We start from the raw sequence: 12,277 nt of genomic DNA on the forward strand, positions 1-12,277 counted from the left end.
GGCTGACTCCTCAGTCCTCGTCGGTGAGAAGGGAAGGCTGAACCTCTGATCCAGCGTCTGTGCGGGCGGCGGGAACCGGCGGGGAGTGGACTTTGACATGCCACAGGCGGGCGCCGGGTGTGGAAAACCAGGTGCCGTCGCGGTGCGGATCGGGCCGCAGCAGCCCGACGTTGGTCAGCTCGGCGGCGGCGACACGGGCGAGCACCGGCTGCCTTCCAGCGTAGGCGGCCGCCCAGCGGGGCCGATCCCGGCGCGCCAGTTCCAGCACCTCCACCGCCTCAGCTGTGGACAGCGGAGCCGCGGGGTCGGTGCGGCGAACGATCGCCGCCAGCAGGGCGAGGGCGGCCTGCCGTTCGGTGCGGCGCCCGTGGGGGAACTCGATGCCTGATCCGGTTCCGTCGCGATCTGTCACTTCCCACCAGTCCCGGCGGACCGTGGCGATGTAGCCGAACGAGGTGATGAGGTCCAGCGCGCGCTCGCGCCCCGCGGGGGTGTGGAGGTAGGGGGAGCCATCGGTGGGGTCGTCCACCGGATCGGTCGCGGGGTCGTCGGCGATCCGGCGCATCAGCCTCAACCGCCGTTCCTCCAGCGACGGCACGTCGGACTCGGCCGAATCGCTCAGGGTCGCCCGCGAAAGCGCTGCGGCGTGCTGCTCCGGCGGGAGTGACGCGAGGCCGAGCAGCAGGGGGGACAGGGAGGAGAACTTGGTGGCCAGACGCTCGCGGGAGGCCGTGACCACCAGGTTGGCATCCTCGTCGTCCACCACGCGGTCCAGGTCGTCGTCGACGGTGGCCGTACCTTCGGCGACCAGCAGCTTCAGCGCGTCCACGAGGCAGAGCCGATTGCTCCGCGCCTGCTGCTTGGACACGTCCTCGGCGAGAACCACCGGAAACGGGGGGAGGGTCCCCTCGTCCTCCTCAGTGGCGCACGTCTGGGCGATGGCCTGGAGGAGCTCCTGGAGGCTCATCCGCGACCTGCGCCACAGCTGCTCGCAGATCAGCGCACAGCAGATCAGAACCTTCTTGGACGCGAGGGGGCCGTCCCCGCGCGCACGCTGGAGCCGAGGCCCTCGATCGGACGGCACGTCCGCCCGGCGCTTGTGCAGCCGGATGAGGGAGGCGGTCTCCGACACCTCCAGCGTCCAGCCGAGCTCGTCGTGGAAGAAGGCGGTGAGCCGTTCGCGCCCCTTGAGCGCTGTGCGGTATTCCTCCGGATGGATCTCGGCCCGGAGCCGCCCTGTGGCGTTCAGGATGCGCGCGGCCGGGCTGAGGTCGGGGTCGAGGCGCCGCCCGGTCATGCGATGCCCTCCCGGGACGGCACGTCCTCGATGGGAGGGGACGCACCAGGCTCAAGCGAGGTGACGCGCAGGCGCAGGTCGCGTCCCCAGAGGGACAGAGCCCCTTCGGCGAAGTCCGCTCGGGCTGTGGAGCCACGGTCGATGCAGCGGATCTCGACCAGGACGTTCGCCCCGTCCACGTGCCCCGCCCCGGTTCCCGTCACGGGATCGAGGCGCATGAGCGCGGTCTCCACGGCGCGCAGCAGGGCCTCGACGGCCTCCGCGCCCAGCCCCGCGAAGTAGGCGAGTTCCACTTCGTCGGAGGTGACCAGCAACTCGGCCAGGCGGCGGTTCCGCTCCGCCACCGCCATGGCCTCAGCCAGCGCGGCCTTCCGGTCGGCGGCGGTGTCAGGAACCGCACGGGGACGGCCGCTGGCCCGGCCTTGCCGCTCGTGCTCGCGGAGCGTCACCTCCACACGGTGGCGATCGGGGCGGCCTGCCGCCTCGGTGCCGTGGGCCACATCCTCCTCGGCCCGGGGGGTGACCGCATGCCATGCGGACCAGTCGCCGAAGGCGGCGGCATGGACGCGCCGCGCGTCCTCGTCGGACCGCTGCCGGTGCAGGCTCTGAGCCAGGGCGTGGAAGTCGGCCCCGAGGTCGGAGCCGCGGCGGCGCGCCGAGTAGCGGCGGTCGATGGCGATGAGGAGCGTGTAGACGGCACCGGACGCGGAGGAGATGAGCCGCTGGACGGTGCCCTCCGGGGCGAACCACGATCCCAGAGCCGACAGCAGCCGTACCCGCTCCTCGACCCAGTGGTGTTGGTCGCGGGCGTCGATGAGCCCGGCGTGGGCGACCGCGGCCTCGGCGACTTGGCGGTGGCCGACCCGCTCCAGATCGGCCAGTGCCTTCTCGACCGAGACGAACGCTCTCTCGTACTCGCGGGGGAACTGCCGCAGCGCCTCGATGACACGATCCCTGTTCGCTCCGAACAGCGTGTCGTTGGTGACGTCCGCCTGGACCAGCTGGCCGAGCGCGGCGTAGAAGTCGGCGGTCACACGCTGGAGTTCGCCGATGCGGGTCCGGACGTCGTCGAGGTCCATCGGCAACAGGCCCCTGCCCCTGCCCTCCTTGACATGGGCGGTGTCGTCGCCTTCCGCGAAATGCCTGATGATCTCTCGAATCGTGGTGGCGATGCTGTCGAGCAGGCGGCTGGGCAACTGCAAGGCGCGCCCGACGTCCAGGACCGCGTCCCGTACGGCCGCCACGACCGTCCGACCCCGGCGGGTCAGCGCCCATGCCTCCTGCCTGACGATCAGCCCTTGGTAGTTGCGGACGGGGACGGTGTAGTCGCGGAAGGGCTCGGCGAGCCCGTCGCCTGCCAGGCGTTCCAGGGCGCTGCGCAGATCCTGCTCCGACAATGGAGCGTGGAACCCGATCTCGCGCATCTCGGCCGTGATCTCATCGAGATCGGCCATGGGGCCGCGGGTCGACAAGCGTTCCAATGCCGCTAGGAGCGCGGTCCATCGATCGCGTGCCAGATCGTCGGAGAGGGAGAACACCGCCCAATCGGAGTGCTGTACCGCCTGCCACCACAGCCGTGGTCGTTCCAAGGCGGCCTCCCAAGCGTTGGTGACTGGCGCCCGCTCTGGCTGAGGCTGTCAGGAGTATCAAGAATCGTCCTCTGTGGAGTCACATTCCTTCGGAGATGGCCGCAATCTGCCATTCGGCAGTCATGGTTTGTCTTTTTTGCTGCGAATATATCTTCGATTCTGGGTGCCGACCACGTCTGCGGGACGTCGCCCCCGGGTCGTGCCCGCGGAGGTGGGACCCGCACCAGCGCCGTCCGCCTTGTCGCCGTCCCACAGGACGACGGTGAGGGCCATCGTGGCCGCGATGGCGGTGACCCCGGCCCCAGCAGCATCCAGCGTCAGGTGGCCAAGCGCCGTGACCCGGCCCTGTCGGAGGGGAGCGTCGGCCCCGGCGGAGGGGACGAGGGTGGCGGGGACGTGAGCAGAGGGGACGCGTGCGCAGGGGAGGTGAGCGGCGGGGAACCGGATGGAGAGGGCGCTGGCTGGGCGGGCATGGGGGTAGGGGCTTCCAGATCGAGTAGGCCGGCGGTGTGGCGGCCGATCTCGGCGATGATCGCGGCCGGGAGCCAGTGCGGGGGTGGTGGCGGCAGCGTGGCGAGGATCTCGTCCGGAGGTGGGGCGGCGCTCCGGCTCCTTGGCCAGGCAGGACTCCGCCAGGTCCGGCGACTGCCGTAGGACGCGGTAGAGCGGGGCGTGCAGCCCGTCGGCGCCCGAGATGAACGGGCGGCGACCGGTGGCCGCTTACGCCAGCACCGAGCCGACGCTGAACACATCGCAGGCCGCGGTGACCTGGCCGCCCTGGACCTGCTCGGGAGCCATGAAGGGCGGCGAGCCGACCAGGGCTCCGGTCCGGGTAGCGACGCTCGCGTCACGGCGCGGGCGATCCCGAAGTTGATCACGCGGGGGCCGTCGATCGTCACCAGCACGTTGGACGGCTTGAGTTCCAGGTGGATCAGGTCGCAGGCGTGCACGGCGCGCAGCGCGCGGGCGAGCCCGTCCGCCAGCGCCAGGACGGGCGCCTTGGGCAGCGGGCCGTGCCGTTCGACGGTGTCGGCGAGGGCGGGGCCCGGCACGTAGCCGATCGCGACCCACGTGTTCGCCGAGCCGGTGCCGGCGTCCAGGACGGGCGCCGTTGATTCGCCGCCGACCCGGCGCGCGGCCTCCACCTCGCGGCGGAACCGGCGCAGGAATCGTCCGCGCCGACGCCGGCGGTTCTCAATCCGGCCAGGCAGGCGGCTCACGCGGGCGGTCCGGCCTGCGCCATGGGGGCCAGCACCTCGGCGGTGACGGCGGCGGCGAAGACCGCGTACATCCAGTCGACCTCGGCGTCCATCATCCGCTGCGCCATCTCCCGCCCCATCGTCCGCAGCAGGTCCGGCGACGCCGACTCCAGGGTCTACTCAAACCACTCGCCGGTCACCGGCGCAATGTCACCTGCGGCCACTTCGCTCTCCTTCGTCCTGATCCGCAACGAGAAGGATCGCGAGGTGGCCGTCTCACGTCACGAAGACTCGCCTAGCAGAGCGGAAACCAAATGAAAGGTCACACAGCCCCCATGCACCACTCCCATGGACGTGAACCAGGAAAACGAGCCTTAACCCGACCCAGGGCGGCTCACATCCCTCGTCCCGGACACCTGCTGGCGGCTGGAAAGCTCGGCTGGCTCAGTGAAGGGTCTGTGGATGTTCACCTGAGCGCACAGCGAGGACTTCTTGACCGGTGTCATGTGCTCGGCACGCATTTCCGGCTAACGTGATCTATCCACTGAGACGAAAGCCGCTTTCTGGGCCCGAACCTGCGGGTGTTGGCTCCCCCTGTGGCTCCCGAACACCGTTGGAGGAGCCACGGACGATCTCCGCTTTAGTCCCCTGACCTGCATAAACTCTGTCGGGACGGCGGGATTTGAACCCACGACCCCTTGACCCCCAGGCACAGAAGATCAGTCGATCAAGGGCGATGGAAGTCGATCGGGGAGCCTCTCACCTGCGGAAACGTCCGGGGGGAGTCGTGGCGGGTCCGGAAGAGTCCGACCACGGTGGCTCCCCGATTGGCTCCCCACTGCCCCCAAGATCCACGAGGTGTCCTACTGCGAACAAGATGGTGTCCGAGCCTCCGACCTCGATGGAGTGCGGGTGCTCGTCAGTGCGTGTCGATGGAGTCTGTGATGCATGCGCCAACTCGTAACGACGCCGTGGGCAAGGGGATCCCGTGCCACCCCTGCTGCGCGAGGGAGAACCGGGCCCCGGCTACCAGTCCGGCCTGTGTCAGCGGACCACCCGCAGTCGCGGACACGGGGGACCGGGACAAGTTGCTGGCTCGGAAGATCGCGGTCGGATCGCGCTCATGACCCACGCGCCGCAGCCGGTGAACGCCTCCGGCGTCGACTTGACGAAGGTCTCGCTGACCGATCTGGCGGCGCTGGACGGGGTGGTGTGGGACGAGTTCACGCGCTGGCAGCCCGGCCTACGCTGGAGCCCCCGTCTCCTGGCAGGAACGCGACCTGGACTTCACCGACGTCGTCTTCGACGGCGGCGCGGTTTCGGTTCCAGGTCGCCGGTGCGCACTGACCCCACAGCGCGGTGAGCGCGGCGCCAATCTCGGTGTAGGTAACGTGGGCCAGGGGGCGGTCGCGGCCGCCGACCGCTTCGATGGTCCCGTCGATCGCCGAGGCGTAGGCACGGCGGGTGTTGGGGTTGGCGACGCCGGGGGTCGACAGGAACTCATCGGCCGCGGCGGCGAGGGTAGATCCCCAGCTCGATCGTGGTCGCGGCCTGAATCCTGAAGATTTCGCGATCACCCACCTGTGCCGCGCTCGCGGACGACGGATGGGGCGCTGGGCTCTTTGATTTGCCCCCGGTCTTGTCAGAGCGCGCGGCGCTCGGACGGTCACTTCAATGGCCTCCCATGAGCCGGCAGATCTCCAGCCTTCGCTTTCCGCGCCTTCGGCTGCCGTTGCAACAGGTGGCCCGGAATGCTCGCTTGGCGCCGACGAACATCCTGGTACCGCACGCGGATGGCGGCGCAGCCCCTTTCACAGCTGGCCTTACCTGCTCAAATGGCTACCGATCGGGGCCGTGATCGGGGCGGTGGCAGGGTTGGGTGCGCTCGCTTTGTACGGTCTGCTCGCGCTGGTCACCCATGGCGCCCTCGGCCTGCTGGCCGGTTTCTGGCCGGCGACGGTCGCGGGGGACGGGCACGCATCCCCCGCCAGCGAGATCGACCGGCCGTGGGCCGTGCCACTACTGGTGGCCGGGGGTGCAGTGCTCGGAGCCTCGCTGGTTCGCTGGCTGGCTCAGGATGCGGGCGGGCATGGTACCGACGCGGCGATCAAGGCAATTCACCACGATCCGCGTGGGATGCGGGGCCGTGTCACCGTGGTGAAGGCCCTCGCCTCGGCTCTGACGCTGGGCACCGGCGGCTCCGGCGGGACCGAAGGCCCGGCCGCCCAGATCTCCGCGACGTTCGGGTCCGTGTCGGCTCGCGTCTTCGGTCTCAGCGACGCCGACGCGCGTGTCGCGGCCACGGCCGGACTGGCCGCAGGAGTCGGCGCGATCTTCAAAGCCCCGCTGGGTGGCGTGCTGCTCGGCGTCGAGCTGCTCTACCGCCGGGGCATGGCCCCCGAAATGCTGATCCCCGGACTGACCGCGGCCGCCGTCGCGTACGCGGAGTTTGCCGCCGTCCGCGGGTTCACCCCGATGTTCGGAACCCGGGCGGCCGCTCCGGTCACCTTCGCCCAGTTGCCGTTCTTCCTGGCTCTGGGGGTGCTCGCTGGGGTGACCGGCCGCAGCTACTGCTGGATCTTCCACCGCACCAAGGCGTTCTTCGACGCGCGGCGGAAGATCCCTGACCTGCTCAAGCCCGCCGCCGGAGGTCTGGCGGTGGGAGCGCTCGGGCTGCTGCTGCCCGACATCCTCGGCACCGGCTACGGGCTTGTGCAGTCGGCGATGGACGCGCAGTGGCTCCTCAAGGTCCCGTTGTGGGTTCTGCTGGCGCTGCCGGCGGCCAAGATCGTGGGTACCTCGCTGACCGTCGGGTCCGGCGGCACCGCCGGCGTCTTCGGACCGGGGATGGTGATCGGCGCCGCCACCGGAGCGGCGTGCTGGCGCCTGGCGGAACTGTCCGGCGCGCCGGTCGCGGGCCCGGCCCCCTTCGTCGTCGCCGGGATGGCGGCCTGCCTCGGCGCAGCGATCCACGCTCCCTTGACCATGGTGGTGATGGCCGCCGAGGTGACCGGCACCCTCGATCACCTCATTCCGACCGCCCTCACGGTGACCACTGCCACTTTGATCATGGGAAACCGGACCCTCTACCCAAGCCAACCCCATCGGAAAGACTCTCAACCCCTGGCTGCCACAGGCCCTGGTTCACGACTCGGCTGACGGGCCTGGCGCGTCGATGGTGCTGAGCGCCAGGCGCTTGTCGAGGTTGAGATGGATCTCCCCATAGGGGGTCATGCCGTCCTCCTCGGCGCCCGGGTCGGCGCTCTGCTCGATCAGCGCCCGCATCCCCCACCCGGCTGGAGATCAACGCGGTCTGCGTGTTCTCCGCCTGGCTGGTCGCCGAGCCGAGGATCCGCCGGATCCGGTCCGCAGCGGGCTGCTCCAGCCCCGGCGATGTGCCGTGCCGGGCAGGAAGTGTTCCGGTCAGCGGCGGTTCCGGTGACTCAAGGACACCGGGTGATCGGCGGCCCCGCACCGAGCACTTTGCGCAGGCGTCCCGGCCGTCCCGGCGTGCCGTCACCAGCTCATAAGCCTCCGTCCGCAACAACCGCCTGACCAACATTGAAAGTAGCGGCATGCTGCTTGCCGTGTTGGTCAGGTGGGGTTCCGTACCAGCGGAAGGACCCCCTTGTGAAACTGCGTCGCCCCGCCCTCGCCCTGGCCGCGCCCATCTCGCTGATCCGGTCGACGATGTGCCGTGCGCTCGGCTCCTGGCCGCGCAGGCGACCTACCGCACCGATGCCCAGGGCCGCCCGGAGACCGCTGAGGCCGAGAACCTGACCGCCTCGGTCGCCGACCGCGGCGGCTGCCAGACCGAGGTCGGGCACATGGCCGACGCGCCCCACTACAACGGCGGCCACATGATCTTCTCTGAACTAGGACCGACGGCCTCGGTTGGCTGATGCGGGAGGGGGCGCAGTACTTCAGTGCCAGCACCGGATGGCCTGTGCTAAATGCGACTTCTCTGCCCCGAAAAACTCCTCCAAGGCGCTTTTGCTGGAGGCAAAGGACAACCTGCAGCGCATGCTCGCCGGCATCCCCTCACCGACGACGAACGTGCTGCGGTCGACGACGGCCAGGCTGCCCTCGGCAAGCTCCTCGATCAGCTCGCCGACATCCCAACCCCGGCCGGACCGACACTCGCCAACTCATCGTCCCAGCCACCACAACGATGCTGCCGATCGTCACGATCAAATGAGGATGCGACCGAAGCCGCCCGATGCCACAGTTCGGTCTCATGACGCTGCTGGATCTTTTGGTCGAGTTCGGCCTCACCGGCCAAATCGGTCCGCTCTACTGCGGTATGCGCCTAGACCAGGCCGAAGAGATCCTCGGCCCTGGCCGCCCGCACCCCGCCCACGTGCTGAAGGGCCCCGACCTGGACGGATACCCCTACTCGTGGGGCGGCCTCGACCTGGTCGTCACCCAACGATCCGTCAGCGGCATCTGGATCCGGCTCCAGGCGGGCTCCACCGTGCACCTGCCATCGATCATCCTGCCCAGCTCCCGTCCCCACGCAGCCACCATCCTCCGCGCAGACTTCGTCTCCGCACTGGACGTCGCCGGCTGCGCACACAAGATCGAACAAAGCCTGACATTCGGAACACAGTTCAGCATCCGAACCCAGCCCGCCAGCGTCTGCGCAGTGTTCTTCCCGCCACGCGCAGACGAGTACGTGCCCGATCGCGAAGGCCTCTACCTCGGCGTGATCCACAAGCACATCACTTGACAGATCTGATTCCACAATCGGAATCAATCGCCAGATCGTGATGATCTGCCGACGCGCATCCGTCGTCAGGGTCCGGGGCGGTGGCAGGCAAGGAGGTGTTGCACGCGCTGTCTGCGCTGGCGGGGCCGAATGCGGTCGATGGCGGAGAGGAAAACCGGGTGCGGAGGCACGGTGTGTGACCGCCATCATGTAGCGGTGCCCTCGAAGAATCTGCATCCGCCGTGGCCGTCCGGCGTTGTCCAGGCGGTCGCCGACGTACTGGCAAGTACCGGCTGGCCGGGGCTGAGCAACGCTGAGATCACCCGGTTGTTGGTGATGGTCAGGGTCGCCGATGTGGAGGCGCCCAACAAACGCACCCGGCTATGGGCAGCGCTACTCAACCAGCAGCACCATGATCAGGCGAGCAACTGCATCATCCGGTTCACCAACGAGTCGATGGCACCGGGCCGGTTCCTTCAGGACCAGCGCCGGTTCGACGCACTGCGCGACGGGCTGACGGAGGCGCTGTCGCTGGTCGGCCTTCGGGTCAACGAACAGGGCAAGGTCGCCAGGGCGGCGGCGACGGCGACCACGCTGGACGAGGTGGCTCGGCTGGCCGGCCGACTGCGGACCGAGCTGGCACGCCGCGGCGTCCACCCCGAGGTCCTGCGCTACTGCGAGGAGGAATTGCTGCGCAAGTCGCTGTTCCACGCGGTGTTCGAGGCGACCAAGGGCGTCAGCGAGCGGCTGCGGCAGATGAGCGGGTTGTCCAGCGACGGCGCTGGGCTCGTGGACCAGTGCTTCGGCGCCGGGGCCGGGGTGCCCGTCGTGCGGATCAATGCCTATGGCACCGAGTCCGAGATCAGTGAGCATCGCGGGTTCGCGAACCTGCTCAGGGGTATCTTCGGGACCTTCCGAAACCCGCCGGCGCACACGCCGCATGCGGCGGCGGGCTGGGCACTGACCGAACCGGACGCACTCGATCTGTTCTCAATGCTGTCGCTGGTGCATCGCCGCCTCGACGCCGCGACCGTGCGAACTGGAGCATGACGCAGCTGGTCGTTCATACGAGGTAGCGCTGGTGCAGGCGGTCGAAGAACGCGCCGAGCATACGGTCCGCGGCCTGGGGGTCGGTGAGTTCGGCGCCGCCGAACCGGTACACCTCATACCCCTTCAGGCGTAGGTCGCGGTCTTCGGCCATCATCGCGGCGTATCGGCGGGGGTCGGCGCGGCCGTCGTCGCTGGCGTAGTGCTGCTTGCCGTCGCACTCGATGACGACGCGGGCGCGGTGCGGCAGGAGCAGCAGGAAGTCCATGCGCTGGCGCGCGAGCGGGCCGGGCGTGCGCCGCACGGCCGCGGTGTAGGGGGCGTAGTGCAGGTAGACCTGCGGGATCAGCGCGGGAATGCCAGGGTCGAGCCGGACGTAGCGGTCGGCGTAGGTGCGAAGGATCCGGCGTTCGGCGTTGTTGTCGCCGAGCGAGCGGTCCAGCCTGCGGTACAGGCTGCGGGAGATCTCGTCGGCGGGTTCGCCGGTCATCTGCTGCCGGTCGGCCCACCAGTCGCTCAGTTCGGCCCAGGTCAACCCGTGCGCAGCCAGGGCCCGGTCGTAGGCCAGGCAGTTGTGTTCGTTGCGGACGATGCGCAGGTCGTTGTTGACGGCGTCATCGAGCACGATTTCGGGCTTGGGGCCGATGGCGGCGAAGATGAGGTTCTTCAGCGTCCCTGGCACCCCTGATCCGATGAGGCGGTGGTCGAAGACGGGCACGCCGCTGATGGCGTCGACTTGGACGAGTTCGTAGCCGTCGTGGATCAGCACACCGTTTAGGAACTCCTGCAGCCGCTTGATCTCGGCGAGGTCGATCCGGACGGACGGGTGCAGCAGCTCGGCCAGGAACCGCAACAGCTCCTCGTCCTGGTCAACGAGGCCGAACCGGGGGTCGTGGAAGATCCAGCCGTCCTCCCAGTCGTAGTTGAGGCAGCGGTGCTGGGCGATGTCCTGGGCGGCGGTGGCGAAGCGGGTGTCCCGGCTGGGCAGGCTGTCAAGGTCATAGAGGCGGCCGAGGAAGTCGACCTCATCCAGGGCGCCGCTCCAGTTCGGCTGGAGCTCGAGGAGTCCGTCGATGATGCGGCGCCTGGTGACCTCGGTGATCCGGCCGCTGCGATCACCGCCGCTTCGCTGGCCGACGGCCATCACCGGGGTCCGATCTCGCTCGGGTCGAACGCCGCAGCAGGGTGCTCGGCGACTTTCCACGTGGCCGGGAACGCGGCGAGCGGATCGCCCGGCAACTCCAGCGCGGTCGAGGGCGAGCCCGGCTCGGCGGCCGGGAGCGAGGCCGGTTTGTTGGGGGCGGCACACCCGGATTATGTGTCCTTGCCGTACGCCTTGCCCGATCCAACCTTAAAGGCGTCCAGTGGGACGTCGCCGACGCGGCCACTATCATCAATGATGCCAGTAGCGAACTGCTGATCAATAAAAAAGGTCAGGCTAAGGAAGTCCAACCTCTGGATCTTGCCGCTGAACCTGAACTAAGTGAATTGCTCTCCCGTGTGGACGCTGAAGTCTTGGCGCCGAATCGCGGGGTGTAAGCCTGGTCGTCGGCGATGACGATCCGAGTGGTCATCGCAGTGATCTTAGCGGGAGCGTGGCGGCGACCCGCCAGCCCCGCTCGCCCGTGGGGTCGGCGGCGACATCCACTGCGTCACCAACGTGCAGCGCAAGCTGAGCGGCACCATGGCCCTGGTTCCTACCGGCTCGCCCACACTCGCGCCCAGCAACCAGCAACCTCGGCCTGAGATCAAGACAGATGGGCCAAGCGGTCCCGCTCACGCTTGGGATACTTGCTCAGCTGCACCCGACGCAAACTGACGCTCGTCAGCAGGTCATCAACCGTCCGGTCCGGCGGCACAACGCCGAACAACTCAAGCTCTTCCAACACGGGCAGTTCGGCGATGGGAGCAAGCGAGACGACCTCGGTGACCTTGCCTGAGGAATCCCAGCTGGGCAACGTCGCCAGACGCAGCCTCCGCTACCTTTTAAGGGCAGACAGGGGATCCAGATCCCTAACGGGCGGCAGGTGAATGATCTCAAGCTCTTCTAGCGTTTCCAGCGAGGCCAGCAACTCAAGAGAAGCATCTGGATAGGTCGCGATCGACAACGCCCGAAGGTTCACCAACGCTGCCAGCGGCGCCAAGGTGCGGTATTTGCAATGCCATACCCGCGCGGACGTGACTGCCTCAGGGTCCGGAACCTCCGGAAACTCCCGAGCACCATCCCTCATAAGATCAAGATCCACGAGCGCAACCTACCCCACCACGATGCGTGTTTAGCACCCGCATTCCGTTACCTACCGCAGCCCTGGGGACTGTCCTAAAGATCGTGTGGGTGGGGTGGTGATCCGGAAGGCTGGGGCCGTTGCCCTGGCCGGGAAGGATCACGCGTGACCAAGGACAATGACGAGACCGTCGGTGGGCTGGACGTGCAACT

The 12,277-nt window shown here is 68.6% G+C and carries 12 protein-coding genes; 4 read left to right on the top strand and 8 right to left on the bottom strand.

What is annotated here, in order from left to right; genetic code table 11:
- Nucleotides 1-10: 10 nt before the first annotated feature.
- The 4 genes from SM418_RS36925 to SM418_RS36940 form a co-directional block, all read right to left on the bottom strand.
- Nucleotides 11-1,297 (bottom strand): DUF2398 family protein, encoded by a 1,287-nt coding sequence (locus SM418_RS36925; RefSeq protein WP_371946293.1) that lies wholly within the window; start codon nucleotides 1,295-1,297, stop codon nucleotides 11-13.
- The gene (locus SM418_RS36930) at nucleotides 1,294-2,751 is read right to left on the bottom strand and encodes a DUF2397 family protein (protein ID WP_371946294.1); all 1,458 of its coding nucleotides are present in this window, start codon (nucleotides 2,749-2,751) and stop codon (nucleotides 1,294-1,296) included. The genes SM418_RS36925 and SM418_RS36930 overlap by 4 nt, the downstream gene beginning before the upstream one ends.
- 452 nt (nucleotides 2,752-3,203) lie before the next feature.
- Nucleotides 3,204-4,106, bottom strand: a complete 903-nt coding sequence (locus SM418_RS36935) for a protein kinase domain-containing protein (RefSeq protein ID WP_371946295.1) — start codon at nucleotides 4,104-4,106, stop codon at nucleotides 3,204-3,206.
- Between the two features lie 1,202 nt (nucleotides 4,107-5,308).
- Nucleotides 5,309-5,662, bottom strand: a complete 354-nt coding sequence (locus SM418_RS36940; protein WP_371946296.1) for a hypothetical protein — start codon at nucleotides 5,660-5,662, stop codon at nucleotides 5,309-5,311.
- 97 nt (nucleotides 5,663-5,759) lie between these two features.
- On the opposite strand from SM418_RS36940, the gene SM418_RS36945 reads away from it, so the two are divergent.
- Nucleotides 5,760-7,244 (top strand): chloride channel protein, encoded by a 1,485-nt coding sequence (locus tag SM418_RS36945; RefSeq protein WP_371966163.1) that lies wholly within the window; start codon nucleotides 5,760-5,762, stop codon nucleotides 7,242-7,244.
- On the opposite strand, the gene SM418_RS36950 is transcribed toward SM418_RS36945, so the two are convergent.
- Nucleotides 7,230-7,370: a hypothetical protein gene (locus tag SM418_RS36950; protein ID WP_371946298.1), complete on the bottom strand. Its 141-nt coding sequence runs from the start codon at nucleotides 7,368-7,370 to the stop codon at nucleotides 7,230-7,232. The genes SM418_RS36945 and SM418_RS36950 overlap by 15 nt on opposite strands.
- Nucleotides 7,371-7,777: 407 nt before the next feature.
- Between SM418_RS36950 and SM418_RS36955 the strand changes: the two genes are divergently transcribed.
- The 3 genes from SM418_RS36955 to SM418_RS36965 all read left to right on the top strand — a co-directional run bounded on the left by SM418_RS36955 (nucleotide 7,778) and on the right by SM418_RS36965 (nucleotide 9,843).
- Nucleotides 7,778-7,987 carry a DNA/RNA non-specific endonuclease gene (locus tag SM418_RS36955; RefSeq protein ID WP_371946299.1) on the top strand — a complete coding sequence of 70 codons (210 nt, stop codon included), beginning with the start codon at nucleotides 7,778-7,780 and terminating at the stop codon, nucleotides 7,985-7,987.
- Between the two features lie 335 nt (nucleotides 7,988-8,322).
- The gene (locus SM418_RS36960) at nucleotides 8,323-8,814 is read left to right on the top strand and encodes a hypothetical protein (protein WP_371946300.1); all 492 of its coding nucleotides are present in this window, start codon (nucleotides 8,323-8,325) and stop codon (nucleotides 8,812-8,814) included.
- A gap of 195 nt (nucleotides 8,815-9,009) precedes the next feature.
- Nucleotides 9,010-9,843: a TIGR02391 family protein gene (locus SM418_RS36965; RefSeq protein ID WP_371946301.1), complete on the top strand. Its 834-nt coding sequence runs from the start codon at nucleotides 9,010-9,012 to the stop codon at nucleotides 9,841-9,843.
- A 13-nt stretch (nucleotides 9,844-9,856) separates the two neighbouring features.
- Here the strand turns inward: SM418_RS36965 and SM418_RS36970 are convergent, their stop codons facing one another.
- The 3 genes from SM418_RS36970 to SM418_RS36980 form a co-directional block, all read right to left on the bottom strand.
- A complete protein-coding gene (locus SM418_RS36970) occupies nucleotides 9,857-10,984 on the bottom strand; it encodes an AbiJ-related protein (RefSeq protein ID WP_371946302.1) in 1,128 nt (375 codons plus the stop codon).
- Nucleotides 10,985-11,588: 604 nt separating this feature from the next.
- Nucleotides 11,589-11,798, bottom strand: a complete 210-nt coding sequence (locus SM418_RS36975) for a hypothetical protein (RefSeq protein ID WP_371946303.1) — start codon at nucleotides 11,796-11,798, stop codon at nucleotides 11,589-11,591.
- Nucleotides 11,799-11,819: 21 nt separating this feature from the next.
- Nucleotides 11,820-12,086, bottom strand: coding sequence for a hypothetical protein (locus SM418_RS36980; RefSeq protein ID WP_371946304.1), 267 nt, complete (start codon nucleotides 12,084-12,086; stop codon nucleotides 11,820-11,822).
- Between the last annotated feature and the right edge of the window lie 191 nt (nucleotides 12,087-12,277).

This window comes from Actinomadura chokoriensis, assembly GCF_041463665.1.
GTDB classification, from domain to species: domain Bacteria; phylum Actinomycetota; class Actinomycetes; order Streptosporangiales; family Streptosporangiaceae; genus Spirillospora; species Spirillospora chokoriensis_A.